The sequence below is a fragment of the Pseudomonas sp. MC6 genome (genome assembly GCF_054790575.1).
This window is the reverse complement of the sequence record NZ_CP186504.1, coordinates 1,525,186-1,551,445: the sequence shown is the minus strand read 5'-3', so window position 1 is coordinate 1,551,445 and position 26,260 is coordinate 1,525,186. Positions and strand designations below refer to the sequence as shown.

The 26,260-nt window shown below is 59.5% G+C and carries 22 protein-coding genes and 1 tRNA gene; 12 read left to right on the top strand and 11 right to left on the bottom strand.

What is annotated here, in order from left to right; all coding sequences use genetic code 11:
- Positions 1-142: 142 nt before the first annotated feature.
- The 6 genes from ACOYXE_RS07010 to ACOYXE_RS06985 all read left to right on the top strand — a co-directional run bounded on the left by ACOYXE_RS07010 (position 143) and on the right by ACOYXE_RS06985 (position 5,138).
- On the top strand, positions 143-595 hold the full coding sequence (locus ACOYXE_RS07010) for a hypothetical protein (RefSeq protein ID WP_460928362.1): 453 nt from the start codon (positions 143-145) through the stop codon (positions 593-595).
- 1 nt (position 596) lies between these two features.
- Positions 597-1,172: an adhesin gene (locus ACOYXE_RS07005; protein WP_460928360.1), complete on the top strand. Its 576-nt coding sequence runs from the start codon at positions 597-599 to the stop codon at positions 1,170-1,172.
- Between the two features lie 73 nt (positions 1,173-1,245).
- Complete coding sequence (locus ACOYXE_RS07000) at positions 1,246-2,250, top strand: heme utilization protein (protein ID WP_160057978.1); 1,005 nt, start codon at positions 1,246-1,248, stop codon at positions 2,248-2,250.
- A gap of 63 nt (positions 2,251-2,313) precedes the next feature.
- The gene (locus ACOYXE_RS06995) at positions 2,314-2,994 is read left to right on the top strand and encodes a C39 family peptidase (RefSeq protein WP_127927862.1); all 681 of its coding nucleotides are present in this window, start codon (positions 2,314-2,316) and stop codon (positions 2,992-2,994) included.
- A 44-nt stretch (positions 2,995-3,038) separates the two neighbouring features.
- Positions 3,039-3,788 carry a hypothetical protein gene (locus ACOYXE_RS06990; RefSeq protein ID WP_160057979.1) on the top strand — a complete coding sequence of 250 codons (750 nt, stop codon included), beginning with the start codon at positions 3,039-3,041 and terminating at the stop codon, positions 3,786-3,788.
- 45 nt (positions 3,789-3,833) lie between these two features.
- Entirely contained in the window at positions 3,834-5,138 is a 1,305-nt protein-coding gene (locus tag ACOYXE_RS06985) for a hypothetical protein (RefSeq protein ID WP_160057980.1), read from the top strand.
- A gap of 99 nt (positions 5,139-5,237) precedes the next feature.
- On the opposite strand, the gene ACOYXE_RS06980 is transcribed toward ACOYXE_RS06985, so the two are convergent.
- Positions 5,238-6,563 carry a sigma-54 dependent transcriptional regulator gene (locus tag ACOYXE_RS06980; RefSeq protein ID WP_160057981.1) on the bottom strand — a complete coding sequence of 442 codons (1,326 nt, stop codon included), beginning with the start codon at positions 6,561-6,563 and terminating at the stop codon, positions 5,238-5,240.
- Between the two features lie 354 nt (positions 6,564-6,917).
- Between ACOYXE_RS06980 and ACOYXE_RS06975 the strand changes: the two genes are divergently transcribed.
- From ACOYXE_RS06975 to nhaB, 3 genes are all read left to right on the top strand, one after another.
- Positions 6,918-7,184: a hypothetical protein gene (locus ACOYXE_RS06975; protein ID WP_311886994.1), complete on the top strand. Its 267-nt coding sequence runs from the start codon at positions 6,918-6,920 to the stop codon at positions 7,182-7,184.
- Positions 7,185-7,463: 279 nt separating this feature from the next.
- Positions 7,464-8,765: a hypothetical protein gene (locus ACOYXE_RS06970; protein ID WP_460928357.1), complete on the top strand. Its 1,302-nt coding sequence runs from the start codon at positions 7,464-7,466 to the stop codon at positions 8,763-8,765.
- 74 nt (positions 8,766-8,839) lie between these two features.
- Positions 8,840-10,342 carry a sodium/proton antiporter NhaB gene (nhaB, locus tag ACOYXE_RS06965; RefSeq protein ID WP_160057984.1) on the top strand — a complete coding sequence of 501 codons (1,503 nt, stop codon included), beginning with the start codon at positions 8,840-8,842 and terminating at the stop codon, positions 10,340-10,342.
- A gap of 120 nt (positions 10,343-10,462) precedes the next feature.
- Here the strand turns inward: nhaB and ACOYXE_RS06960 are convergent, their stop codons facing one another.
- The 3 genes from ACOYXE_RS06960 to gnd are packed head-to-tail and all read right to left on the bottom strand — an operon-like array spanning position 10,463 to position 13,781.
- A complete protein-coding gene (locus ACOYXE_RS06960; protein WP_460928354.1) occupies positions 10,463-11,284 on the bottom strand; it encodes an HAD family hydrolase in 822 nt (273 codons plus the stop codon).
- Positions 11,281-12,804 carry a glucose-6-phosphate dehydrogenase gene (gene zwf / locus ACOYXE_RS06955; RefSeq protein WP_460928352.1) on the bottom strand — a complete coding sequence of 508 codons (1,524 nt, stop codon included), beginning with the start codon at positions 12,802-12,804 and terminating at the stop codon, positions 11,281-11,283. The genes ACOYXE_RS06960 and zwf overlap by 4 nt, the downstream gene beginning before the upstream one ends.
- Complete coding sequence (gene gnd, locus ACOYXE_RS06950) at positions 12,801-13,781, bottom strand: phosphogluconate dehydrogenase (NAD(+)-dependent, decarboxylating) (RefSeq protein WP_160057987.1); 981 nt, start codon at positions 13,779-13,781, stop codon at positions 12,801-12,803. The genes zwf and gnd overlap by 4 nt, the downstream gene beginning before the upstream one ends.
- Before the next feature lie 271 nt (positions 13,782-14,052).
- On the opposite strand from gnd, the gene ACOYXE_RS06945 reads away from it, so the two are divergent.
- The 3 genes from ACOYXE_RS06945 to ACOYXE_RS06935 all read left to right on the top strand — a co-directional run bounded on the left by ACOYXE_RS06945 (position 14,053) and on the right by ACOYXE_RS06935 (position 16,918).
- Entirely contained in the window at positions 14,053-14,235 is a 183-nt protein-coding gene (locus tag ACOYXE_RS06945) for a DUF6026 family protein (RefSeq protein WP_016983768.1), read from the top strand.
- Between the two features lie 211 nt (positions 14,236-14,446).
- Positions 14,447-16,195, top strand: coding sequence for a phosphoethanolamine transferase CptA (locus ACOYXE_RS06940; protein ID WP_160057988.1), 1,749 nt, complete (start codon positions 14,447-14,449; stop codon positions 16,193-16,195).
- Between the two features lie 363 nt (positions 16,196-16,558).
- Positions 16,559-16,918 (top strand): DUF6124 family protein, encoded by a 360-nt coding sequence (locus ACOYXE_RS06935; RefSeq protein WP_460928349.1) that lies wholly within the window; start codon positions 16,559-16,561, stop codon positions 16,916-16,918.
- 170 nt (positions 16,919-17,088) lie between these two features.
- Here the strand turns inward: ACOYXE_RS06935 and ACOYXE_RS06930 are convergent.
- From ACOYXE_RS06930 to fdnG, 7 genes are all read right to left on the bottom strand, one after another.
- Positions 17,089-17,184 (bottom strand) — tRNA-Sec (locus ACOYXE_RS06930).
- Between the two features lie 6 nt (positions 17,185-17,190).
- A complete protein-coding gene (selB, locus tag ACOYXE_RS06925) occupies positions 17,191-19,107 on the bottom strand; it encodes a selenocysteine-specific translation elongation factor (RefSeq protein ID WP_460929791.1) in 1,917 nt (638 codons plus the stop codon).
- Complete coding sequence (gene selA / locus ACOYXE_RS06920) at positions 19,104-20,507, bottom strand: L-seryl-tRNA(Sec) selenium transferase (protein WP_460929789.1); 1,404 nt, start codon at positions 20,505-20,507, stop codon at positions 19,104-19,106. Before selA ends, selB begins: the two co-directional genes overlap by 4 nt.
- Before the next feature lie 60 nt (positions 20,508-20,567).
- Positions 20,568-21,494, bottom strand: coding sequence for a formate dehydrogenase accessory protein FdhE (gene fdhE / locus ACOYXE_RS06915; protein WP_460928347.1), 927 nt, complete (start codon positions 21,492-21,494; stop codon positions 20,568-20,570).
- Between the two features lie 3 nt (positions 21,495-21,497).
- Positions 21,498-22,163: a formate dehydrogenase subunit gamma gene (locus ACOYXE_RS06910; RefSeq protein WP_460410746.1), complete on the bottom strand. Its 666-nt coding sequence runs from the start codon at positions 22,161-22,163 to the stop codon at positions 21,498-21,500.
- On the bottom strand, positions 22,160-23,095 hold the full coding sequence (fdxH, locus tag ACOYXE_RS06905; RefSeq protein WP_460928345.1) for a formate dehydrogenase subunit beta: 936 nt from the start codon (positions 23,093-23,095) through the stop codon (positions 22,160-22,162). Before fdxH ends, ACOYXE_RS06910 begins: the two co-directional genes overlap by 4 nt.
- Positions 23,096-26,161, bottom strand: coding sequence for a formate dehydrogenase-N subunit alpha (fdnG, locus tag ACOYXE_RS06900; protein ID WP_460928343.1), 3,066 nt, complete (start codon positions 26,159-26,161; stop codon positions 23,096-23,098). It lies immediately after the preceding gene.
- Between the last annotated feature and the right edge of the window lie 99 nt (positions 26,162-26,260).

Genomic DNA, 26,260 nt, shown 5'->3' with positions numbered 1-26,260 from the left:
TCCTGAAACAGTGTGCGTATCAGCTGCGCGGCTGATTTTTGCAAGCATCTGAAACCAAACAACATTTAAAAAGCGGCACAGCTTTCGCTCTCTTCTTCACAACGCTGACTCGGGCCAGCCCACTGAAGAAGGAATTGCAGCCGTGGGGAATATCCAAAAAGGTTTGACCTGCCTTCTGCTGATCGGATCAGCAGCCAGCACATTGCTCAGTTTCAATGTCCACGCAGAAGGCAATGGCGTCATCGTCCTCAACCGCGATGTCCAGCCGATCCCGATTGGTCGCAATGGCGGCAAAGACCCCTACCCGACCACCGTCAATGCCAATCCGTCCGCACGCATCAACTCCACCATGAACAGCACCGAATTGAGCGACGGCGACTTCGCCGGTGTCGCCAGCGGCAGCGCGTTCCGCACCGTCAACAATGTCCAGGTCGGCAGCAATCTGCCAGGCCTCAATACCGTCACCAATCCCAATGGCATGCCCGGCATGAGCGCAGGACACGGCGGCGGTTCCGGTGGCGCGATTTCCGGCACGATCAACCGCGCCATGAGTTCCGGCCTTGCCCCCCTGACCCGCATGGCCGGAGGCCAATGAAATGAATCGTTCACTCCTTCTGCTTGCCCTGCTCGGTTGCACCACTGCCATGGCTGCTGATCCTGGTTCAGTGAACAAGGCCAACATTCAAGATTCCGGGGTTCAGTACCGCGGCAATTTCAACGTCAACCAGGCCGCTGGCGATCAAATGCAGCAGACCAACGTCAAGGCTGTGGCGATCGGCACCGAGTCCCACGCCACTACCAGCGTTATGCAGAAAATCGATACACCTGCCTCGCGCTCGATGGACGCCAGCGCAACCATCGGCGGCACCTCTTTCAGCAATGGCAACGGGATCCTGGGCGTGAACCAGGGTGCCGGGGCCAACAACCAGATGGCCAACGTCACGCGCGTCAGCATCAGTGCTGCCCCGCAGAGCGTTGACGACAGTGCCCTTTCACAACAGAACGTGGCGCTTTTACCGAGCTCAGGAGCAACTGGTACCTCACCCGGCAGTCGCCATGTCACGACAAGTGATCAGGCCTTCACCGGCAGCCGCGGGGTAATTCAGGTGAACCAGAGTGCCGGGGTGGGGAACCGTATGGCTAACACCCTGAGCATCCGGGTCGCTGACTGACCCAAACAACAAAAGCAGTGCAATTAGAAAGTACCAACACTTAACCAACTAATAAGCACGATGGAGAAACACCATGAAACCTACAATGGCTCTCAAACCACTGGTTTTCGCACTTGCAGCAGTGATGGCAATCGCAGCACAGGCAGGCGGTCGTGATGACAACAACGGTCATGGTAACGGGCATGGCAATGGACACGGCAACGGTCACGGCCAGCCACAAGGTCCAAATCTTGAACAACTGCTGCAGATCACCGCAGGCGCCGGCGCCGCTGTACTCGACGCGCAAAACAGTGACGGCAACGTGGTGAAAAACCAGGGCACCCTCAACAACGCCAACGCCAGCGACTCGCTTAATGGCTCCAATGGCAACATGGGCGCCAACGTTGCAGCCGGCGACGGCAACCAACAAGACAACGCCGCCGCCCTGGCTACTGCCGACGAAAGCTTCATCTTCGGCACCGCTGTTGCTGCCTCGAGTGCAACTCAAGTCAACAACAACAACTACGTGAAAAACTCGTCCACCTTCAATAACGCCACTCTCAACAATGCAGGCAACAATGGTTCCGGCAACATCGGCATCAACGTCTCTGCCGGCAACTTCAACCAGCAGAAAAACAACCTGGCGATCGCCGTATCCGGTGGCCGTGTAGCCACTGCCGCCGCAGCCGCCAATCAGTCCTCCACCGGCCTGGTTGTAGACAACAAAGGCGTGCAGACCTACAAAACCGACACCCTCACCGGCACCTACGCGGCCGCTGGCGTGTTCAAAGCCAAAGGCACTGCAACCATCGAAGATGATGACCACCACGGCGGTTATGGCAATCGTGGCGGCGGCCACGGTGGCAACGATGACCAGAAAGCCAAATTCGAAGCCGTCGGTACCTTTGGCCTCGCTGGCGTAACCACTCAGCAAGTGATGACCAAAGACGGCTGGAAAGCCCCTGTGGTCAACAATGCCAACATGACCAACTCGATGAACAACTTCTCCGGCAACGGCGGAGCCAACGTCTCGTCTGGTGTGGGCAACCAACAAAGCAACTCGCTGTCCATCGCTGCTGGCTGCAGAGCCTGCCTGTAATCGCGATCGAAACGAAAGCCCCGGAAACGGGGCTTTTCCTCAGTCCGCAAAGGCGTATCGATCATGCGTAAGACGGCCCTCCTCGCTCTGCTTTTCGTCTGTGGCCTGACTCAGGCCGGTCAGATGCCCGTCGCTGCCCTGCCGGGTGGCACGCTCGTCTACAAAAACGTGCAGAGCATCCGTGAGCGCAAGTTTGCCGACATCGTCGAACAGAAAACCGATTTCAGCTGCGGCGCCGCTGCACTGGCAACGGTATTACGCCAAGCCTATTGGCTCGACGTCGATGAGGAGCACATCATCAAAGGCATGCTGGTCAACGCTGACCAGGACCTTGTTCGTACTCAAGGTTTTTCCATGCTGGACATGAAGCGCTACATAGAAAGCATCGGCATGCGCGCCAGGGGTTACAAGATTCCACCGGAAAAGCTCGAAGCGGTAACCATCCCGGTGGTGGTACTGATGGAAATTCGCGGCTACAAGCATTTCGTCGTGTTGCAGCGTTCGGACAAGGATTGGGTTTACATCGGAGACCCGGTGCTCGGCCATAAACGCTACAAACATGATGACTTTGTCAAAGGTTGGAACGGCATTGTCTTCGCGATCGTCGGTCCCGGATATGACAAGGCCAACGCCTTGCGCAGCCCTCCGGTGCCCTTGACGGCCAAGAACAAGCTGGATGGTTTCAACCCGGTCAAAGATGCTGAATTGATGGATTTCGGGTTCATTCAGAGCGACTTCTTTTAATCGCCGATTATAGAAAATGGGACTGGATGTCCCGGGAGCAGCAGATGAAAACCTCATACTGGCTGGCCGCCGCCTGCCTGGCAGCGAGTGCGTCAGGCTATGCCAATGCAGGATTCAAACCCATAGAAATCAAGGACCAGGAGCTCGCCGAGTTGCGTGGTCGTTATGTGATGCCGGGGCGAATTATCAGCTTCGGCATTGTCATGAGCAGTACCTGGCGCAACGCCAGTGGCGATCTGATCGGGGCGTCTGCATCAATGCAGGTGCAACAGACCACCATCAAACCGGAATTTTACGTGTCGACCATCAAGGAGATGGGCAACGGCAATACGCCGCAACAGGGCACGGGATCGATTATCGGCGGTGCCGGCCTTAACTCATCGTCGGGCGTGACGCAGAGCGTACGCGCGGCGGGTGACGGCAACACGGCGAACAACAACGTCGCCATTAACGTCAAGGAAGCCAATCAGGCGCCAGCACTCGCCCCCGTACAGGGCCAAGCCCTGATGGCCGGCCAGACTATTTCCGGCAGTAATGCCGCCGGCAATGTCGCAGTGTCGGCAACCGGTACGGGTGGCGTGCAAATGGCGATACAAGCCAGCGGCAATCAAGGCACGGCACTGCAACAGGTCGCTTCGAGCGGTCTCCTGCAAAACACCCGTCTGCTCGGGAGTGCCAATGTGGTCAACAACCTGACTCAACTTAACGTCGTACTCAATAATAACGGCAGAAGCGCCGGCGCACTGGATTGCAACCTGACTCAACTCGGGGCCCTACGCAGTATTGGATATTGAACTACGCTGAGTCTCGATCATTGGGCTTAAAGGGACGGCTTATTCATGTATCGATCAGTATCACTGCGTGCCGCAGTGTGTTTGAGCGCTCTTCTCCCTGCGGCGATGCTGCAAGCAGCACCCGACGCAGATGTAGAGGCCCTGAAACAGGAACTTCTGGAGCTGAAACAACGATACGAAGTACAACAAAAGGCCCTGGCGGTTCTCGAACAACGAGTCCGCCAGGTTGAAGAACAACCCGCCGCCCCACCACCAAAACGTCTGGCCAAATCGCCATCGGACATGAAAGGCAATCGCGTCGCCACCGGCACCGGTGCGGCAGCAGCATCAGGAGGCGCCGCCGGGGGCAGTGGCGCTTCTTACGGGCAGTCGCTGGCGGACGATTCGCAACCGGCGCAGAGCGTTTCCAACCTGTACGACGAGGCCAGCGGCTTCTTCGGCGGCGGCAAGTTCAGCGTCGAAACCGGCATCACCTACTCGCGCTATGACACCCGCCAGCTGATTCTCAATGGCTTCCTGGCACTCGATTCGATCTTTCTCGGCAACATCAACCTCGACCGGATCAAGGCCGATACCTGGACACTCGACCTGACGGGGCGCTACAACTTCGATAATCGCTGGCAGTTCGACCTGAACGTGCCCGTGGTGTATCGCGAATCGACTTATCAGTCGGGCGGCGGCAATGAGGGCGCGGCGGGTGTCACCACAGAAGAAACTGTCACCAAGGATCCAACCATCGGCGACGTCAACTTCGGCATCGCTTACAAGTTCCTGGACGAGTCGGTCAATACGCCGGACGCGGTAGTCACACTGCGGGTCAAGGCGCCAACCGGCAAAGATCCGTTCGGGATCAAACTACGCCAGACCGATGCCAACTCCAATCTGTTTGTACCTGACACCCTGCCCACCGGCAACGGCGTCTGGTCGATCACACCGGGCATCTCGCTGGTCAAGACGTTCGACCCGGCCGTGCTGTTCGGCAGCCTGTCCTACACCCACAACCTGGAGGAGTCGTTTGACGACATCAGTTCGACGGTCAACCAGAAAAACCCGGGCAAGGTAAAGATCGGCGACAGCTTCCAGATCGGCGCCGGTATTGCGTTTGCGCTGAACGAGAAGATGAGTATGTCGTTCTCGGTGTCTGATCTGGTGCAACGCAAGAGCAAGCTGAAACAGGATGGCGGGGATTGGGAATCGGTGGTGTCCAGCGACGCCAACGCCGGTTACTTCAACGTCGGCATGACCATTGCGGCCACCGACAACCTGACCATCGTACCCAACTTGTCCATCGGCATGACGGATGATGCACCGGACTTTTCCTTCAGTCTGAAATTCCCGTATTACTTCTAGGCAAAAGCAAAAGATCGCAGCCTTCGGCAGCTCCTACATCGGATTTGTGTAATCCCTGTAGGAGCTGCCGAAGGCTGCGATCTTTTGATCTTCAGGTATCTAGCGAATCTGGTGTTTATGCAGCAGGCGATAAAACGTCGGCCGGGACACGCCAAGGACTTTGGCCGCCACACTCAGGTTGTCGCTGTGCCGGTTCAACACATCGCAAAGTGCCTGGCGCTCGGCGCGGGTCTTGTAATCTTCCAGCGTGCCCATTGGGGTAGCGATCGAGTGCTGGCTGATCAGCCCCAGGTCTCGGGCCTCGATCTGCCGGCCTTCGGCCAACACCAGCCCGCGCCGCACACGGTTGGCCAGTTCACGGACGTTGCCCGGCCAGTCATGTTTGCCCATGGCAATCAGCGCATCTTCGCTGAAACTGCGTGGGCGCCGGCCGGTTTCATGGCTGTAGAAATGGGAAAAGTGGTTGGCCAACATCGATAGATCGCCGTGGCGTTCGCGCAAAGGCGCAGTGACCACTTGCAGGACGTTTAGCCGGTAATACAAATCTTCGCGAAATCGCTTCTTCTCGATGGCCGCTTCGAGGTCGACGTGGGTCGCCGCCAGAACGCGCACATCGACCGGGATCGGCTGACTGCCACCGACACGTTCAATGTGCCTTTCTTGCAGGAAGCGCAGCAGATTGGCTTGTAGCTCCAGCGGCAGATCGCCGATTTCATCGAGAAACAGCGTGCCGCCATTGGCCGCTTCAATGCGCCCGACCTTGCGCTGATGGGCGCCGGTAAACGCGCCTTTCTCGTGGCCGAACAGCTCGGACTGAATCAGGTGCTCGGGAATCGCCCCGCAATTGATTGCCACAAACGGTTTACTGTGACGCTGGGATTGTCGATGCAGCGTGCGCGCAACCAGTTCTTTACCGGTGCCACTTTCACCGCGGATCAATACCGGCGATTCCGTGGGTGCCAGTTTGCTCAGTAATTTGCGCAGTTCGCGGATCGGTTTGCTGTCGCCGAGCAGTTCATGTTCGGGCTGATCCACATGAATCGTGCCTTGTCCGCGCAAACGAGCCATGCCGAATGCCCGGCCAAGGGTGACCTGCACCCGTGATACGTCGAACGGCAAGGTGTGGAAATCGAAGAACCATTCACAGACGAAATCACCGACGTTTTGTAAACGCAGGACTTCCTGATTGAGCACCGCGATCCATTCGGTGCCGCTGCGACTGATCAGTTCCTTGACGGCTTCGGGACGTTCGAGGTGAAACGGCTGCAAGCGCAGCAGGCCGACATCACAACTGCGGTCAGCGGCATTTTCCAGGGTGCAGCTATCAACATCCCAACCTACGGCGCGTAATCCGGGCAATAAGCGGTGGCAATCGTCGCAGGGATCGACCACCAATAAACGTCGTAACGCAGGCGCTTCGCTCATGACTGTTCCTTGGCGCCAAATTATTAGAAATGATTGTAAAAACAGTCATTTGGCAGACCCGACTGTAACATTAGCAAGATTTTGACAGGGCCTTGTATCGATTGCTTATAGGCGTACAAGCAAACACGTTATAAGAACAGAAGTTGTTAGTAAGCTATCGACTAATTCCAGCCTTAACCTTTCAGGAAGCTTCCAAAAACCTGTCTATAAAGCAACTCCATGAAAGAAAGTTGAAATTTCTTTGTTTCATGTGTGACCTGCCTGCGGGTTCGGTGCATCAGTACAAGTACCAGCCGAACGGTAAGCCCAACCGACGGCAGATCAATTGATTGGGCACGACAGAGAGAAAAATCCATGACCGCCCCGCTCCGTATCAACGAAGCTCTTCTGATTGCCAACCACGCGTTCAAACCTTTCCAGTGCGTGGCCTGGGCACCACAAGACGGCAATGGCGAACTGAGCCTGACCGTGATCGACCGGACCAATTCCCATATCGGTCGCAAGCAGATTCCCAGCAGCACCTACTCCGATCCGGCGCAACTCGAGCAACTGCTGCAGCAGGCTCGCGCTGAACTCAGCGAAGAAGGTCACAGCCTGCAATCCTGGTCGATGCCACACTAACAGTCGGGCAATGCGGATGACATTCAGGTCATCCGCCCTCTTCTATTAGTTGTTTTCTTTTTAACCCTTCGTACTTTTGTACAACTATTTCCAAGGTGTTCAGGCTTAACTGCTTGGGCGGCTTGCTATTGGTTCAAAAAGACACTGTTCTGGCACAGTGCGACCCTCCACCTGTTAGTTCTTACAGTTGTACTTCTCCCGGTTCAGGGATTGAATGTTTCGCTCATGCAGTTACCCGCCCGGTTCCCGGTACGGGTCAACTCGCAAGGAGATGCGTGCATGTCCACTCTGAACACTTTTACGCTCCCGGCGTTATCAACGACGTTATTGAACCGGACCGGTCAACTCGACAGGACATTTGCCGGGACTGGCGTTGCCCAAGTGTATTTCGCTCGCAGCGTGTCGAGCCTGACGGAGGATGTCGCCGTCGATGCCCAGGGTCGCATTCTCGTCGCAGCGAAAGTCGGCGTCACCGCCGGCAGCCGATTCGGACTGGCCCGCATGCTCGCCGATGGCTCCGCCGATCTGTCCTTCGGTGTTCAAGGCAGCGTGATCGATGCCTTCGCCCCTGGCTTCGAAGCCACCGCCGGCAAAGTCCAGGCACTGCCCGACGGGCGCATCCTGCTCGCCGGCCTGCATTATGAAAACACTCATCGCACCCTACCGGCGCTGGCCTTGTTCGATGCACAGGGCAAACCGGATCTGCGCTTCGGTGACAATGGTCGCCAGGTGGTGCGCCTGGCGGGTGATTTGTCCATGGGCAGCCGCGACAGCTGGCTACCGCCGGGCGTACCGGGCGCCGAAGCCTGCGACTTCGTCGTGCAGGACGACGGGCATATTCTGCTGATCGCCAATCACCACTTCGAACTCGCCGACCATGCCGGCATGCTGATTCGCCTCAAGCCCGATGGCAGTCTCGATGAAACCTTCAACGGCCGCGGCTTTGTGATGATTCGCCACTTGCTGCTCAATACCTGGCTCAGCAGCCTGATATTGCAAAAGGACGGGCGGATTGTGGTGGCAGGCTCCATCGACTTTCCGCAGGAAGGTCTGTTGGCGCGCTACCTGCCCGACGGCCGCCTCGACGAGCGTTTCGCCGTGGACGGCTTCATGGCCTTCAAGGCGCACGGTAAAAGTGCTCAGGTCAGTCAGGTGATTGAAACCTCAGATGCACTGCACTGTTTCGGCAGCAGTCGCGACCCGATTCGCTGTCTGGCATTCAGCCCGCACACAAACGGTCGGCCCAACCTGCACAACCATGGCGGCCAGCCACAATTATTGGAAATCGGCCCCAGTGGCTGCCAATGGAGCGCCGCGCAGCGCATGGCGGACGGCCGCATTATCGCGGTCGGTGCAACCATTGGTGGAATCGAGGCGGATTTTATCGTTGCGCGATACTTGAGTGATGGCTGCCTGGACCACAGCTTCGGCGACGGCAAAGGCTGGTTGCGCACGCGTTTGGGGCGCAGCCTCGACACGGCTAATTCGCTGGCTCTGCAGGCGGATGACGCGATCCTTGTCGGCGGTTATTCGCTGGATGGCAACTACCGAGCGATGGTCGCGCGTTACCTGAACCATTGAAAAACACGGACTGTACTTGATCTTCCGTAACGCATCCGGCAACTTGCGCGCTTCGATAAAACAAGGAGCAACCGATGTCCGGTTCAATGGCCCAGGCGTTCGCGCACAATTTTCTCGGGCAATCGCCACGCTGGTACAAGGCGACCATCGTCGGTTTTCTGATCCTCAATGCGCTGGTGCTGTTCACGGTTGGCCCGGTCGCGGCCGGCTGGCTGCTGGTGATCGAATTCATCTTCACCCTGGCGATGGCGCTCAAGTGCTATCCGCTGATGCCCGGCGGCTTGTTGTTGATCGAAGCGCTACTGTTGAAGATGACTACACCGCAGGCACTTTACGATGAGCTGGTGCACAACTTCCCGGTGATCCTGCTGCTGATGTTCATGGTGGCGGGCATCTATTTCATGAAGGACTTGTTGCTGTTTCTGTTCTCGCGGCTGCTGCTGGGCGTGCGTTCAAAAGCGGCGCTGGCGTTGATGTTCTGCTTTCTTTCGGCGTTTCTGTCGGCGTTTCTCGATGCTCTGACAGTGACCGCTGTGATAATCAGTGCGGCGGTCGGTTTCTATTCCGTCTATCACCGCGTCGCGTCCGGCAATGATCCGCGCCAGGACAGCGAGTTTGGCGACGACCAGAATCTGCCGATACTGCATCACGACGACCTGGAACAATTCCGCGCCTTCCTGCGCAGTCTGTTGATGCACGGCGCTGTCGGTACGGCTCTGGGTGGCGTGTGCACACTGGTGGGCGAGCCGCAGAACCTGCTGATCGGCCATGAAATGGGCTGGCACTTCGGCGAGTTTTTCACCAAGGTTGCACCGGTTTCGTTGCCAGTGCTGGCAGCGGGTCTGGTCACCTGTGTGCTGCTGGAGAAACTGCGTTGGTTCGGTTACGGCACGCTGCTGCCGGACAACGTTCGCGCCGTGCTGGCCAACTACGCCGCCGAAGACAACGCCGAGCGCACAGCTCGCCAACGCGCTGCGCTGCTGGTGCAAGGCGCGGCGGCATTGATCCTGATCGGCTGCCTGGCCTTTCACATCGCTGAAGTCGGCCTGATTGGTTTGATGGTGATTGTGTTGATCACCGCGTTTACCGGCATCACCGACGAGCATCGTCTGGGCAGTGCATTCAAGGACGCCATGCCGTTCACCGCATTGCTGGTGGTGTTTTTTGCGGTGGTCGCGGTGATTCATGATCAGCAGCTGTTCGCGCCGTTGATCCAGTGGGTGCTGGCGCTGCCCGTCGAGCAACAACCGGGCATGCTGTTTATTGCCAACGGCCTGTTGTCGGCGATCAGTGACAACGTGTTTGTCGCCACGATCTACATCACCGAAGTGAAACAGGCGTTCCTCGCCGGGCACATGAGCCGCGAGCATTTCGAGACACTGGCAATCGCGATCAACACCGGCACCAACCTGCCAAGCGTGGCGACGCCGAATGGTCAGGCTGCGTTTCTGTTCCTGCTGACTTCGGCGATTGCGCCGCTGGTGCGCTTGTCGTACGGGCGGATGGTGTGGATGGCGTTGCCGTACACCTTCGTGATGGGGTTGTTGGGCTGGTATGCCGTCAGCTACTGGCTCTGACAAGCACAGAATAAACCTGTGGGAGCGAGCTTGCTCGCGAAGGGAGTGTCAGACGACAGATTCGTTGAATGACACACCGCTTTCGCGAGCAGGCTTGCTCCCACATTTGGTTATGGGGTGTCAGTGAGGGAGGATGTATTTTTTGATCGCTTGGGCCACGCCGTCTTCGGTGTTGGGCGCGGTAACCACGTCGGCTTGACGTTTTACTGCCTCCTCCGCTTGGCCCATGGCGATCGACAAGCCTGCGCAATGGAACATTGCCGGGTCGTTGCCGCCATCGCCGATGGCCGCCGTCTGCTCGAGCGCAATGCCGAGATGCTCGGCCAGGGTCGCCAGTGCGGTGCCCTTGTTGGCTTCCAGCGCGGTCACGTCGAGATACACGGGTTGGGAACGCGATACTTGCGCCATGCCGTTAACCTTGGGCAACAGGCGCGCCTCCAGTTCGATCAACAGTTCAGTGTTGTTGCTGGTGGCCACGATCTTGTCGATGCGCTCCAGATACGGTTCGAAACTCTCGACCACAACCGGCGGATAACCGAGGCCATGCTGTTCTCGCGGCACCATCGGCCCGTGCGGATCCTTGAGCAGCCAGTCGCCGCCGCTGAACACCCAGATTTCCACGTCCGGTTGATCGGCAAACGTTGCCAGCGCAATGAGCGCGGTGGTCGCCGGCAGGTAATGTGCAACCAGCAAACTGCCGTCCGGATTGACGATCGTGCCGCCATTGAACGCTGCCGTCGGCAAATCAACGCCCAAGGCTTCGATCTGCTGCAGCATGGCTTTCGGCGGTCGCCCGGTGGCGAGACTGAACAGCACGCCGGCCTCACGCAGCGCACGCACCGCGTCAATGGTGCGCTGACTCAGCGTGTGATCCGGCAGCAACAGTGTGCCGTCCATGTCGCTGAGCAGAAAACGCACAGGTTGTTTCGGCACGTCACTCATCCGAGGCCATGCCAGACGCGACCATCGCGAGTCAGCAGATCTTCGGCGGCTTGCGGGCCGTCTTCACCAGCGGCATAAGTCTGCACGCTGGCGTCCTGTTGCCAGGCGTCGAGGAACGGTTGCACGGCGCGCCAACCGTTCTCGATGTTGTCGGCACGCTGGAACAGCGTCTGATCGCCGGTCAGGCAGTCGTAGATCAGGGTTTCGTAACCGGTCGACGGCTGCATCTCGAAAAAGTCTTTGTAAGCAAAACCCAGTTCGATGTTGGCCATGTTCAACGCCGGCCCCGGCCGTTTGGCCAGCAGGTCGAACCACATGCCTTCGTTCGGCTGGATCTGAATACGCAGATAAGTCGGCTGTAATTCGTCGACTTCAGTGTCACGGAATTGCGCGTACGGCGCCGGTTTGAAGCAGATGACGATCTCGGTGTCGCGCACGCTCATACGCTTGCCGGTGCGCAGGTAGAACGGCACGCCGACCCAACGCCAGTTGTCGATCATCACTTTCAGCGCGACGTAGGTTTCGGTGCTGCTGTCAGGCGAAACGTTAGGCTCTTGGCGATAGCCGTTCAGCGCTTTGCCGTCGACTTCGCCGGCACTGTACTGACCGCGCACCGAGTTGGCACGCGCCTCTTCAGTGGTCCACGGACGAATCGCGCCAACCACTTTGGCCTTCTCGCCGCGAACCGCATCCGCGCCGAATGCCGCCGGTGGTTCCATGGCAACCATGGCGAGCAACTGGAACAGGTGATTGGGCACCATGTCGCGCAGTGCACCGGTGTGTTCGTAAAAACTGCCACGGGTTTCGACACCGACGGTTTCCGCGGCGGTGATCTGCACGTGGTCGATGTAATGGTTGTTCCAGAACGCTTCGAAGAGGCTGTTGGAGAACCGGCTGACCAGAATGTTCTGCACGGTTTCCTTGCCCAGATAATGGTCGATCCGATAGATCTGCTTCTCGGACATCACCTTGAGCAAACAGGCGTTCAGCGCTTCGGCGGTTTGCAGATCGGAGCCGAACGGCTTCTCGATCACCACCCTTCTGAACGCTTCCGGGGTTTCTTCGAGCAGTTTCGCGGCGCCCAGTCGGCGCACCACTTCACTGAAGAAACGCGGCGCGGTGGCCAGGTAGAACACCGCATTGCCAGTGCCGCTGTCGGCGATCTTCGCCGCCAGCGCGGAATAAGTGCTGTCGTCGAGGAAGTCGCCCTGGACGTAGCTGATACCTTTGGCGAGCTTGGCCCACAAGACCGGATCAAGCATCTGATCGCCCTTGCCGACCTTGGCCGCCACTTCGGTACGGATGAAGTCTTCGAGCTTCTGCGCGAAGGCTTCATCGGTAATGGCGTTGTGGTCAACGCCGACGATCCGCAGATTTTCGTCAAGCAAGCCGTCGCGACTGAGGTTGTACAGCGCCGGCATCAGCAAGCGCTTGACCAGGTCGCCGTGGGCACCGAACAAAAACAGCGTGGTCGGTGGTGCGGGTTCTGCCTTGGATTTTCTGCGGATCGTATGGGTCATTTCTTCGGTGTCTCCACGTGGCCGCCGAAGCCGAAGCGCTGGGCCGAAAGAATCTTGTCGCCAAAGGTGCCCTGACCGCGCGAGCGGTAGCGCGAGAACAGCGAGTTCGACAGCACCGGTACCGGCACCGCTTGTTCCATGGCCGCCTCGATGGTCCATTGACCTTCGCCGCTGTCCGCAACAGAGCCGGAGTAGCCGTCAAGCTTCGGATCGCTGGCCAGCGCATCGGCGGTCAGATCGAGCAACCACGACGACACCACGCTGCCACGACGCCACACTTCAGCGATATCGGCCACGTTCAGATCAAAACGCTGATCTTCCGGCAGGCGCTCGCTGGACTTGGTCTTGAGGATGTCGAAGCCCTCGGCGAACGCGGCCATCATGCCGTACTCGATACCGTTGTGAATCATCTTCACGAAGTGCCCGGCACCGGCGGGACCGGCGTGAATGTAGCCATGTTCGGCGCGGTGGTCGTCGGATTTGCGATCCTTGGTGCGCGGGATGTCACCCATGCCCGGTGCCAGTGCGGCGAACAGCGGATCGAGGCGCTGCACGGTTTCAGCGTCGCCGCCGATCATCATGCAATAGCCGCGCTCCAGGCCCCAAACGCCTCCGGAGGTGCCGACGTCGATGTAGTGCAGGCCCTTTTCGGCCAGGGTCCTGGCCCGGCGGATATCATCCTTATAGTTGGTGTTGCCGCCGTCGATGATGGTATCGCCGGCTTCGAGCAAAGCGCTCAGGGTGTTGATGGTGTCTTCGGTTGGCGCGCCGGCCGGCAACATGACCCAGACCGCACGCGGCTTGGCAAGGCCGGCAACCAGTGCCGGCAAGTCGGCGACGCCGGTGGAGCCCTCGGCGACCAGGTTATCGATGAAAGCGGTATTGCGGTCGTAAACAACGGTGGTGTGACCGTTGAGCATCAGACGTCGCGCAATATTGCCGCCCATGCGGCCCAGTCCAATAATCCCGAGTTGCATGTGCTGATGCTCCTTACTACAAATAAATGTGTGTCATTGGTTATAGCCCAACGCGACTGATGGAGGTTAGTCCAGAGCGTTGCGATGAAGTTTCCGGGCATTGTGCCCGATCCAGACTGATAACGCCCCGAATCATGCAGAAGACACACCGACCCTGAAAAATAAAAAAGTTCCATTCCCAGGCAAAAGAAATCAAAATCGGCGCCGATAGTAAGTCAGCACCCCAGAGCGGGGGCCTTACATTTGATGCACGCCATTTGCGAGGTGAGCAATGGGCACAGTACACACAGCAATGCCGCCACAAACCCTGTACGTGACAATCCGTCGCGATGAATTGCGTCAGTTGAAAGACGAACGTGACCAGTTGAAGCAGGAACTGGCGCAGCTGCGCCTCTTGACCCAAGGTGCGCAACCGCAACCTTTGCCGGTCGTTCAGCGTCACCCCCACGCCTGATCCCCCGCCTGATTCGGGAACGGCCGCCGCTGTTCCCGACATGATGCACCCCTGCCCGCCGGGCGAAAGCCAAAAAGCGGCAACTAACAAACTTTTCACATTCTCTTCGTAATACTCCGCCCCATTCTGGCCGTACCTGCGCGTACGGCTTTCGTTCGTCGGTTTCATGGATGTTCCGGCGGTGGTTGTAACGAGTGAGCTGGAGCGCCGAATGGCATTGTTCAAACGCAGCAAAACGACTGCGACAGGTTTCGACTGGGCCGGTTTTCTCTGGCTGTTTGTATTCTTCTGGTACTTCTCGGGTATCACCCAACTGCTGATCCAACTGACTGGTACCTCCGGCTTCACCGGGTTCCGTCAGGCGTTCGTCATGAGCGCGATCTGGCTGGCACCGATGTTGCTGTTCCCCAAGCGCACCAAACTGCTCGCCGCCATCATTGGCTTGGTGCTGTGGGCCTGCTCGATGGCCAGCCTGGGTTATTTCTTCATCTATGAGCAGGAATTCTCCCAGAGCGTCATCTTCATCATGTTCGAGTCGAACATCTCTGAAGCCGGCGAGTACATGACCCAGTACTTTGCCTGGTGGATGGTGCCGGCGTTCCTCGCACACACCGCCTTCGCTTACTTCCTGTGGACGCGTCTGCGCCCGGTGTACATGCCCCGTGGCCGCGCATTCGTCGCAGCAATGGCAATTCTGATTGCCGTAATCGGCTATCCGCTGGTCAAACAAACGCTGCGCATGGGCACCTTCGCCCAAGGCTTCGAAAAATTCGAAACCCGCATTGAGCCGGCCGTGCCATGGCAGATGGTCGTGGCCTACCACCGTTACCAGGAAACCCTCGCCGACATGCAGGGCATGCTGCACAACGTCAGCAAGATCCCGCCGCTGAAAAACCTTCAGGACGCCTCGGCCGATCAACCGAAGACCCTTGTGCTGGTGATCGGCGAATCGACCAACCGTCAGCGCATGAGCCTCTACGGCTATCAGCGCAACACCACGCCGGAACTGGACAAGCTCAAGGATCAACTGGCAGTGTTCGACAACGTCGTCACTCCACGTCCGTACACAATCGAGGCGCTGCAGCAGGTCCTGACCTTCGCTGACGAAGAGCATCCGGATCTGTACCTGTCGACACCGTCGCTGGTCAGCATGATGAAACAGGCCGGTTACAAGACTTTCTGGATCACCAACCAGCAGACCATGACCAAGCGCAACACCATGCTCACGACCTTCTCCGAGCAGGCCGACGAGCAGGTGTACCTGAACAACAACCGCAACCAGAACGCCGCGCAGTACGATGGCGACGTGATTGAGCCGTTCAACAAGGCGCTGGCTGACGCGGCACCGCGCAAGCTGATCGTCGTGCATTTGCTCGGCACGCACATGAGCTACCAGTACCGCTATCCGCCGACGTTCGACAAGTTTCAGGATCGCAACGGCGTGCCACCGGGCGTACGTGATGATCAGGTGCCGACCTACAACAGCTACGACAACGCCGTGCTGTACAACGACTTCGTGGTGTCGAGCCTGATCAAGGATTACGCCAAATCCGATCCGAACGGCTTCCTGCTGTACCTCTCCGACCACGGTGAAGACGTGTTCGACTCGGTGGGCCACAAGACCCTGGGCCGCAACGAAAACAAACCGACCGCGCCGATGTACACCATCCCGTTCATGGCCTGGGCATCACCGAAGTGGAAAGCCAACCATGACTGGAACTTCGCCGGTGATCTCGATCGCCCCTACAGCAGCTCGCACCTGATCCACACCTGGGCCGACCTCGCCGGATTGAGCTTCGATGAACTCGACCACAGCAAGAGTCTGGTCAGCGACAGCTTCAAGGCGCGGCCATTGCTGATCGGCGATCCGTACCAGACTGAACAGCGCGCGCTGATCGACTTCAGTTTGATGAAGCCGAAAAAGCCCGACGCAGCACCGGCGGGTGTCGCGCAGCAGTAAAACCAGAAGGGGCCGGAAACGGCCCCTTTTTTCATGTCCACCGCAAGCGAAGTGCGTTATCAGGGACAGACCACCTTTCCCCCAGAGATTCGCGCGACTTTTCGCGTTTTAAACTGGAATGTTTAAAAGACACCTCCAGACACGTCTCTGAGGCTACAAATTCTTGCGCCTTTGCCTACAGCTACGCCAGAATCCGCCGGCTTGTGCGCCTTGGGGGCGTCCCGCCATTACGTTATGGCGGCTTTGCGTGGGGCACTTCGGTGCGCCGGGATCCTTGAGCCTGGTCTGCTAACCCGCGTACAGCCGCCACCCTATCCGTTTAGCAGCGATGGATGACGGCTCCACATCTCAAGGAGCTTTACCATGATCAAACCAACACCCAACCCACCCGAAACCGACCTCGCCTCCCCCTACGAATCTCTCGATTCAAAAAAGCTCAACGACGCCGCCGAGCGCGCCCTCGATCACTATCTCTGCCCACCTGGCTCCACCCCACCACCACGTAAAACCCGCAGGATGTACGCCGTCACCGCAGACTTCAAAAACGAGGAACTGCTGGCCGATGCCAGCGAAACACTCGCCTCAGACAGAACCATCGCCCATGACTTCGCCCATCTGATACCGGCGTCACAGCGCAGGACGCTGTTGGGGATCGCGCAGTTGATCATGCTCGGCGAGCTGGCGGTGAATCGGGTGATGGATAATCTGGAGTTGCCGCAGTAGCGGGCCTCGCGACAGACTCCGAGTAAGGCGCCGGCAGTGCCGACGCCTTCGCGAGCAGGCTCGCTCCCACAGGGATTCGTGTCGCTCACGCGGGTGCGGTTCCACCGCCGAATTTGCGGGAGCGAGCCTGCTCGCTCCCACACTGGACCGGGGAGGTCCGGAGGTAAAACTGGCGGAAGGCAGCCGGAGTCGAACCTGCCCGGGAACGGATGCCGTCCCCAACCGGGTTTGAAGCCCGGCCGCGCCACCGGGCGCGATTGCCTTCCTTGAACTCATTGTGCGCAGGCGTTGGCCAGCGCGTTGTCGGGGCGGATCTGGCGGGATTCGCCGAGGCGTCGGGTCAGGTCGACGCGGTCGAAATATTCCAGATACTGAATGCAGCGTTTGCGTCCCAAGCCTAGCGCATCGCGAAAGGATGTCACCTGGATCTGCGGATTTTCCTTTGCCAGTTTGATTAACACGTCAGCCATTCGGCGCAGTTGCACGTCGCTCAAGAACAGGTCGCGCACCACTTGATGCATCAGACCGAGCCGGGCCAGTTTGCGCAGCAGCAGGCGTACGACGGCGTCGTCCTGGCCGAGCATTTTCGCGATGTCGCGCACCCACGGTGGGTCGAATTCGGCGTTTTCGAACAGCGGTTGCATCTGATGCCAGAGGGCTTCGTCCTCGGCATTCAGGCGCACCTGATGATCCGCCAGATGCAGCCACGGCCCGCTCGCCTGGATCGATCCGGCGTTGAGCAACTCATCCAGCAAACTCACAAACGTCGAGCGCTCCAGTGCCAAACCACTGAAGCGGCGCAAGCGATCGCGGTCCGGGCCCATCTGGTCGGGCTCCAGTTCATGGAACTGCGCCAGTTGTTCCAACAGGGTGAATTTCAATTGCGCCCAGCGTTGCACATTGAACAGCAGCGGGCCTTGGCGGGTGTCGATCAGGCGCACGTTTTCCGCTAACGACCAGGTTGCGCACGGGCGATTGAACTGACGTTCGAGCCTCAGCGGATCGAGGCCGCCCGCGCTGTAGTTGAGCAACACGGGCAGGACCTGTTCGAACTCGTCGCCCGAAACCAAGGCGCGCAGTTGCGCGAGACGTTCGGGGCTGCGACGTTGTCGCGCCGGGGCGAACGGGTCAAGCACCTGTCCGCCGCCCAAGGTGCGTTGCGCGCTCTGGTCGCGCAGGATCAGCCGATCGCCCTTCACCGCGTGCACCGGCGCATTGATCAGCAGTTGCGCAAACATGCGCTCACCGGCACTCAAGCGCGGCCCTTCGAGCAAGGCCACCCGAGCGACGACATCTTGCGTGCCGAGGTGCACATGCACCGGGTGAAAGTGTTCGAAGGTGCGTTCACCGGGCAATAGATGAAAGTCGATATCGACCCGTTGCGTCGGCGCGTGTAGCCATTCGCTCAGCAGCCACTGGCCGCGATGGATCTGCGCCAGTTCGAGGCGTTCGCCGGTCAGGTTCAACGCCACTCGCTGGCCGGCGAAGGCCTGTTCGGCGGGCTGATTCTGCGCATGCAAGCCGCGCACTCGCACGGTTTTCCCGGATGGCCCGAGGCTGAGTTTGTCGCCGATGGCCACCGCGCCCGACAACGCCGTGCCGGTGACCACAATCCCCGCGCCGGCGACGCTGAACGAGCGGTCGATGGCCAGGCGAAAACCACCTTCACGGCTGCGTTCATGCACTTCACTTTGCGTCTGTAGCAACAACTGGCGTAACCCATCAACGCCCTGCCCGCTCAGGCTCGACACGGTTAGGATCGGCGCCTCGTCAAACGGCCCCGGAGCGAGCAGGTCCAGCACCTGCCGCTGCACCTCTTCCACCCTGCCCGCCTCGGCCCGGTCGCATTTGCTGATCGCCACCAAAGCGCGCGGAATGCCGAGCAATTCGACAATCGCCAGATGCTCGCGGGTCTGCGGCATCACGCCGTCATCTGCGGCGACCACCAGCAACACCAGATCGATGCCCTGTGCGCCGGCGAGCATGTTGTGGGTGAATTTCTCGTGGCCGGGCACGTCGATAAACCCGGTCAAGCCGGCGCCGGGTTCAAGTTCGGCATAGAGATAGCCAAGGTCGATGGTCATCCCCCGCTCGCGCTCCTGCGGGCGACGGTCGCCAGTTTGTCCGGTCAGGGCTTGCAGTAGCGAAGTCTTGCCGTGGTCGATGTGCCCTGCCGTGCCGACGATCACGGTTCGACCTGCAACTGCGGCAACTGCGCGAGCCATGCCGGTTCATCGTCGAGCTGGCGCAGATCCAGCCACAGCGCATCGTCATCGATACGACCAAGCACCGGGATCGGCAAGGCGCGCAGCGCCCCTTCCAGATTAAGCAGAAAGCGACCGCGCAAACGCTTCGACACCTGCGGACGCATGCACAGCGCCGCACTCGGCAAACGCGCCACCGGTTGGCTGCCGCTGCCGATCATGCCCAAGGCGTCAACTGCGCTGACCTGCCACAGCGAACCCAAGACTTCAGCCAACGCCGGTTGCAACCGTGAAGCCTGGATGAAGATGTCAGCTTGCGGACGGGTCAGCAGACGCAAACTCGGCAGACGTTCTGCGAGGCGATCCGGATCGCGGTACAACCCCAGCACCGCCTCCAGCGCCGCCAAGGTCAATTTGTCCACCCGCAGCGCGCGTTTCAGCGGGTTCTTCTTGATCTTTGCGATCAGCTCTTTACGCCCGACGATCAACCCGGCCTGCGGGCCGCCAAGCAACTTGTCGCCACTGAAAGTGACGATATCGGCGCCATCCAGCAGCGCCTGACGCACCGTCGGCTCTGCCGGCAACCCCCAACGAGTCAGATCCAACAGACTACCGCTGCCCAGATCCTCCAGCAACGGCAAGCCATGTCGATGCGCCAAGTCGGCCAGCTCAGCCGTCGGCACCCGAGCGGTAAAACCTTCGAGGCTGTAGTTGCTCGCATGCACACGCATGATCAAACCGCTGCGTGGGCTGATCGCCGCTTCATAGTCACGAGCATGGGTGCGATTGGTCGTACCCACTTCGTGCAGACGCACGCCGGCGCGGGCCATGATGTCGGGAATGCGGAAGGCGCCGCCGATTTCGATCAGCTCGCCACGGGAAATGATGCCTTCCTTGCGCGCGCCCAGACTGTTCAGCGTCAGCAGCACGGCGGCGGCATTGTTGTTGACCACCGTGACGGCTTCGGCGCCGGTCAGTTCGCGGATCAGGCCTTCGATCAGATCATCGCGATCGCCGCGTTTGCCACTGGCCAGATCGAATTCCAGATTGAGCGGATAACGCGCAGCCATTTGCACCGCATCGATGGCTTCGTCCGGCAACAAGGCGCGGCCGAGGTTGGTGTGCAGGACGGTGCCGGTGAGGTTGAAGACTCGGCGTACGTTGCTGCGTTGTTGCTGGGCCAAGCGTTCCCCGACACGGCCGGCGAGTACTTCGGGGCTGATTTCGACGGCTGATAATTGCCCGTTCAACACGCTGGGCCGCAGTTCATCGAGCAATTGCCGCAAACTCGCCAGCAACCACTCACGCCCGTGACGCTCAAGCAAAGGCACACATGCCGGGTGACGCAACAAACCATCAATGGAAGGTAACCGCAGGGACATCAGCCACTCCTGGAGACAGTTCACTGCGCCCCGCAGTGAAAAACAAGAGTGTAGACGTTGTAGTCATTCGTCTCCGGGGGCCAGCAATAGATTAGGCGCCAAGCGCTGATAACCGTCCTGCGCCAGACGCATGTCCAACAGCAGACTGCTCAAATCAGCCGACAACGCCTCAGCATCGGCATCGTTTTCCAGATACACCAGTTTCAGATAACTGTTACAACCCGGACAGACCTCCGCCCTTAACGGCGCCTGATTGGCGGCGTGGCGATCATCCTCAAGGCTCAGATAATCAAGGCCCTTGCTCGACTCGCAATACACACACTTGACCCGCACCACATGCCATTCACAGGTACACAGCGAGCAGACCAGATAACGCAAACCGTTGTGCTTGCCGCGATGGCGGATCACCCCGGCCATCGCCGGTGAACCGCAGGCCGGGCATTGGCTGAGGCTGTCGCCGGGTTTGAGTTTCAGGTCCGGCGCGCTGAGCAGCCAGTGACTCCACGCCACTTGCAGCGCCGCGCCAAGAAACGGCACCAGTTGCGCCGGCACCATTGAGTATTGGCCACTGACCAACGCCACGGCCCATGCACGTAACTGGCCGGGACTGGCGACCCGCAACGTTGTCAGCGCCTCAATGACGGCGGGCTGTTCATCAGGTTCATAACGCTGCAGCAAAGCTTCGAGATAAGCCTGCCAGCCCTCTTCGCGCACCAAGGTATCAGCCGCAAACGGCGGCAAACCATGTTGCTGACAAGCCTCGATCCGTTGCTGATCAAACGGAGCCGTCAGCGGCGGATCGTCAAACACCTGCTGCTGCACCCGGCACAATCCGGCAATCAGCCGCAGATACTCGGCCAGCGCATGCCCCTCGGCCAGTTGCTCCAGTCGATCAGCCCGCAGCGCAAACAGATTCGAAGGCGGTAGATACAGAAACGGCGGCGAACTGGCCGCCGCTTCGATTTCCCCGGGTTCCAGAATGGTTGGCAAAAGTCAGCCCTTTTTGGTGATCGGTCGCTCCGGCGCGTCTGGTTGACGCTCATCGCGGCTGATGTCGCGATACCACAGTTCATGGTGTTTCTTCGCCCAGGCGCGACTGACCCAGCCATGCATCATCGCGTCCACCGAACCCTTGATCCACAGCCCGGCGTAGATGTGAATGATGATGCTCAGCACCAGAATGAACCCGGCCAGCGCATGCAGGAGCATCGCCCAGCGAATCACGGTGATGCCGAAATACGCACTGAACCAGGCGCGCCAGATCACCAGCCCGGTGAACAGCAAACCGAGCATGCACAGCAGTAAAGTCCAGAAAAGCAGCTTTTGCCCGGCGTTATATTTACCCACCGGCGGCACGCTTTCCTCGTCGTTGACCATCACCCGATTGATCCGTCGCAGCCACCGCCGGTCATTGGCGATGAAGAAATTGCTGCGCCAGAAGCTGAACACCAAGCCAAGGAACAACACGAACATGGCGATGCCCATGTACGGGTGCAGAATTCGCGTCCACGGCCCGCCGCCGAACAGATTGCTCAGCCAGAACAGCGACGGATGAAACAACGCCAGCCCGGACAGCCCGGCCATGAAAAACAGGATCGCCACCAGCCAGTGATTGGTGCGCTGGTTGGCGGTGTAACGCAGGATCGTCTTGTTGCTCATGACCGGTCCTCCCCGCGTGGATCGAAGGTGTGCACCGCCGGATCGACGACATGCACCGAGGTGTCGGGTGGCGCCGGATGCTCATCCTCTTCAACCCGGTTCGGGCCGATGCGCACGTAATGGAAGAACCCGGCCAACACCGCCGCGCCCATGGCCAGCAGGCCCAGAGGTTTGCTGATGCCTTTCCACAAGCCCACCAACGGACTGATTGCCGGATCCTGCGGCAGGTTGGCGTAGATGGTTGGCGTGTCGGCGTGGTGCAACACGTACATCACGTGCGTACCGCCAACACCTGCCGGGTCATACAGACCTGCATTCTCGAAGCCACGGCTTTTCAGGTCGACAATGCGTTCGGCAGCGTGTTCCTTCATGTCTTCCTTGGTGCCGAAGACGATGGCGCCGGTCGGGCAGGTTTTCACGCAGGCCGGTTCCAGCCCTACCGCCACGCGATCCGAACACAAGGTGCACTTGTAGGCCTTGTGATCCTTCTGCGAAATACGCGGAATGTTGAACGGGCAACCGGTGATGCAATAACCGCAACCGATGCAGTGATCCTGATCGAAATCGACGATGCCGTTGGCGTGCTTGATGATCGCGCCGGGGCTTGGGCACGCCGCCAGACAACCGGGCTCGGCGCAGTGCATGCAGCCGTCCTTGCGGATCAACCATTCGAGATTGCCGGCGTCGGTTTCGTGCTCGGTGAAGCGCATCAACGTCCAGGTTTCCGCGCTCAGGTCTTGCGGGTTGTCGTAGGTGCCGTGGTTGTGGCCGACCTCGTCGCGCAGCTCGTTCCATTCCGAGCAGGCGACCTGGCAGGCTTTGCAGCCGATGCATTTGGTGGTGTCGATCAGCTTGGCCACCGCCTCCTGATTCCTCACCGACGGCGGCACCGTGGTGGTGGTCGAGCGGGCAATGATGTCTTGGCTGGCCATCTATAGTTTCTCCACGTTGACCAGGAATGACTTGGATTCCGGGGTCTGGGTGTTGCCATCGCCGAGGAACGGCACCAGGGTGTTGGTCAGGTAACCGTGACGCGTCAGGCCGGTGAAACCCCAGTGCAGCGGGATGCCGATCTGATGCACGACCTGGCCGTTGACCTGCAGCGGCCGGATCCTTTTTGTCACCACCGCCACCGCCTCGATAAAGCCGCGTTTGCAACTGACCCGCACCCGATCTCCGGCAGCAATGCCCTTCTCTTTCGCCAGCACTTCGCCGATTTCCACGAACTGCTCGGGTTGGGCAATTGCGTTCAACTTGCAGTGCTTGCTCCAGAAGTGGAAATGCTCGGTGAGCCGGTAACTGGTACCGGCGTACGGGAAGTCCTTGGCCTCGCCGAGGGTTTCCCAGACCGAATCGAAGATCCGCGCCGCCGGGTTGCTGGTGGCTTTCTTGTTCTGCGGGTGCAGCGGGTTGATGCCGATCGGCGTTTCGAACGGCTCGTAGTGCTCGGGGAATGGCCCCTCGTTCATCTTGTCGACGGCGAAGAACCGCGCCACGCCTTCGGGGTTCATGATGAACGGGTTCATCCCGGCTTCCGGCGGTACATCGGCCTTGTAGTCCGGCACATCGGTGCCGCCCCAGGCCTTGCCATTCCACCAGACCAGACGCTTTTTCGGGTCCCACGGCTTGCCAGCGACATCCGCCGAAGCACGGTTGTAGAGAATCCGCCGGTTGGCCGGCCAGGCCCACGCCCAGCCCAGATGCTGGTGCATGCCGAACGGATCGCTGTTGTCGCGGCGGGCCATCTGGTTGCCGGCCTCGGTCCAGCTGCCGGCGAAGATCCAGCAACCGGACGCGGTGCTGCCGTCATCCTTGAGCAAACCAAACCCGGCCAGTTGCGAGCCGGCCTTGACCGCGACGCCAGTGGCATCGGTGAAATCAGCCACGGCGCTGCCGTTGATTTCCTTGGCCAGTTCTTCCGGCGAAGGCTCGTCGGGGATCTTGTATGGCCACGTCAGTTTCAGCAGTGGATCAGGGAATTTGCCGCCCTCGGCCTGATAGCGCTTGCGCAAGCGCAGGAACAATTCGCTCATGATGCGAATGTCGGTCTGCGCTTCGCCCGGGCCGTCGGCGCCTTTCCAGTGCCATTGCAGCCAGCGGCTGCTGTTGACCAGCGAGCCGTCCTCTTCGGCAAAACAGGTGGTCGGCAGGCGAATGACTTCGGTCTGGATCTCCGCGCTTTTCACATCGTTGTACGGCCCGACGTTGTGCCAGAACTCAGAGGTTTCGGTGGCCAGCGGATCCATCACCACCAGCCATTTCAGCTTGGCCAGTGCGCCCATCACGCGGTTCTTGTCCGGCAGCGCAGCGATCGGGTTGAAGCCTTGGCAGAAGTAGCCGTTGACCTTGCCCTGGCTCATCAGGTCGAACATCTTCAGGACGTCGTAGTTGGGGATGTCGAGCTTCGGCAAATGGTCGTAGCACCAATTGTTTTCGACGGTGGCGTTGGCGCCGTACCACGACTTCATCAGGCTGACGTGGAATTTGCTGTAGTTCTGCCAGTACGACAGTTGTCCCGGCCGCAGTGGCACTTGCGTGCGTTTATGGATGAAGGCGTTGTAGTCCTGCTCGCTGTCCTGACCCAAGGTCAGATAGCCCGGCAGTGCATTGGAGAGCAAGCCAAGATCGGTCAGGCCCTGAATGTTCGAGTGACCGCGCAAAGCGTTGACGCCGCCACCGGGCATGCCGACGTTGCCCAGCAGCAGTTGCACCATCGCCGCGCTGCGAATGATCTGCGCGCCGATCGAGTGTTGGGTCCAGCCGAGGGCGTAGAGAATCGTCATGGTCTTGCCCGGGGTCGAGCAAGTGGCGATCTCTTCCCAGATTTTCTGCATCGCATCGACCGGCATCCCGCAGATCTGGCTGGCGAGGTCGATGTTGTAGCGGCTGTAATGCTGCTTCATCAATTGATAGACGCAGCGCGGGTCTTGCAGGGTCGGGTCGACTTTGGCGAAGCCGTCCTCGCCCAGTTCGTAACCCCAGCCGGATTTGTCGGTATAGCTGCGCTTGGCGACGTCGTAGCCGCTGAAGATGCCGTCTTCGAAGCCGTAGCCTGCTTTGACGATGAACGAGACGTCGGTGTAATTGCGCACGTATTCGTGCTGGATTTTGTCCTCGGTCAGCAGGTAATTGATCAGGCCGCCCATGAAGGCGATGTCGGTGCCGGTGCGGATCGGCGCGTAGTAGTCGGCCACCGAAGCGGTCCGGGTAAAACGCGGATCGACCACGATCAGCCGCGCAGCGTTGTGCGCTTTGGCCTCGGTCACCCATTTGAAGCCGCACGGGTGCGCTTCTGCTGCGTTGCCACCCATCACCAGGATCAGATTCGCGTTGGCGATATCGGTCCAGGTATTGGTCATGGCTCCACGGCCGTAAGTCGGGGCAAGACTTGCCACCGTCGGGCCGTGTCAGACACGCGCCTGGTTATCGAACCCCAGCATGCCGAGACTGCGAATCACCTTCTGGGTGATGTAACCGGCTTCGTTGGACGCCGCCGATGCGGCGAGAAAACCGGTGCTCAGCCAGCGATTCACCGTTTGCCCGTTGGCATTTTTCTCGATGAAGTTGGCGTCGCGGTCGGCTTTCATCAGGTCGACGATGCGGTCGAGCGCTTCGTCCCAACTGATCCGCGTCCATTCACTGCTGCCCGGCTTGCGCGTTTGCGGGTAGAGCAAGCGGCCGGGGCTGTGAATGAAGTCGAGCAGGCCTGCGCCTTTCGGGCAGAGGGTGCCGCGGTTGACCGGGTGGTCTGCGTCGCCCTCGATGTGAATGATGCTTTGCGCTACGTTCTTCGCGGTATCGCCCTGGCTGTACATGATCAAACCGCAACCGACCGAGCAATACGGGCAGGTGTTGCGGGTTTCATGGGTGTGGGCAAGCTTGAAGTGGCGCACCTGCTCGGCGAAGGCCAGCGTTGGGGCCATGCCCAACGCGCCCAGGCTCGAGCCTGCAAGGCCGATACCGGCGACCTTGAAGAACTGACGACGGCTGAGATCCATCGTGCACTCCTGATCAGGTGGAACCCGGTACTTGTGCCGGGTTTTATCTGGACAATCACGGTTGCGGCAAACGTCTGCCGACCTTTTCACTGTAGACAA

Excerpts from the sequence above, each read along its gene's own strand:
- ACOYXE_RS07005 (WP_460928360.1), top strand. The coding sequence starts at position 597 with ATGAATCGTTCACTCCTTCTGCTTGCCCTGCTCGGTTGCACCACTGCC.
- ACOYXE_RS07000 (WP_160057978.1), top strand. The coding sequence starts at position 1,246 with ATGAAACCTACAATGGCTCTCAAACCACTGGTTTTCGCACTTGCAGCA.
- ACOYXE_RS06995 (WP_127927862.1), top strand. The coding sequence starts at position 2,314 with ATGCGTAAGACGGCCCTCCTCGCTCTGCTTTTCGTCTGTGGCCTGACT.
- ACOYXE_RS06990 (WP_160057979.1), top strand. The coding sequence starts at position 3,039 with ATGAAAACCTCATACTGGCTGGCCGCCGCCTGCCTGGCAGCGAGTGCG.
- ACOYXE_RS06985 (WP_160057980.1), top strand. The coding sequence starts at position 3,834 with ATGTATCGATCAGTATCACTGCGTGCCGCAGTGTGTTTGAGCGCTCTT.
- ACOYXE_RS06980 (WP_160057981.1), bottom strand. The coding sequence starts at position 6,563 with ATGAGCGAAGCGCCTGCGTTACGACGTTTATTGGTGGTCGATCCCTGC.
- ACOYXE_RS06975 (WP_311886994.1), top strand. The coding sequence starts at position 6,918 with ATGACCGCCCCGCTCCGTATCAACGAAGCTCTTCTGATTGCCAACCAC.
- ACOYXE_RS06970 (WP_460928357.1), top strand. The coding sequence starts at position 7,464 with ATGTCCACTCTGAACACTTTTACGCTCCCGGCGTTATCAACGACGTTA.
- nhaB (WP_160057984.1), top strand. The coding sequence starts at position 8,840 with ATGTCCGGTTCAATGGCCCAGGCGTTCGCGCACAATTTTCTCGGGCAA.
- ACOYXE_RS06960 (WP_460928354.1), bottom strand. The coding sequence starts at position 11,284 with ATGAGTGACGTGCCGAAACAACCTGTGCGTTTTCTGCTCAGCGACATG.
- zwf (WP_460928352.1), bottom strand. The coding sequence starts at position 12,804 with ATGACCCATACGATCCGCAGAAAATCCAAGGCAGAACCCGCACCACCG.
- gnd (WP_160057987.1), bottom strand. The coding sequence starts at position 13,781 with ATGCAACTCGGGATTATTGGACTGGGCCGCATGGGCGGCAATATTGCG.
- ACOYXE_RS06945 (WP_016983768.1), top strand. The coding sequence starts at position 14,053 with ATGGGCACAGTACACACAGCAATGCCGCCACAAACCCTGTACGTGACA.
- ACOYXE_RS06940 (WP_160057988.1), top strand. The coding sequence starts at position 14,447 with ATGGCATTGTTCAAACGCAGCAAAACGACTGCGACAGGTTTCGACTGG.
- ACOYXE_RS06935 (WP_460928349.1), top strand. The coding sequence starts at position 16,559 with ATGATCAAACCAACACCCAACCCACCCGAAACCGACCTCGCCTCCCCC.
- ACOYXE_RS06910 (WP_460410746.1), bottom strand. The coding sequence starts at position 22,163 with ATGAGCAACAAGACGATCCTGCGTTACACCGCCAACCAGCGCACCAAT.
- fdxH (WP_460928345.1), bottom strand. The coding sequence starts at position 23,095 with ATGGCCAGCCAAGACATCATTGCCCGCTCGACCACCACCACGGTGCCG.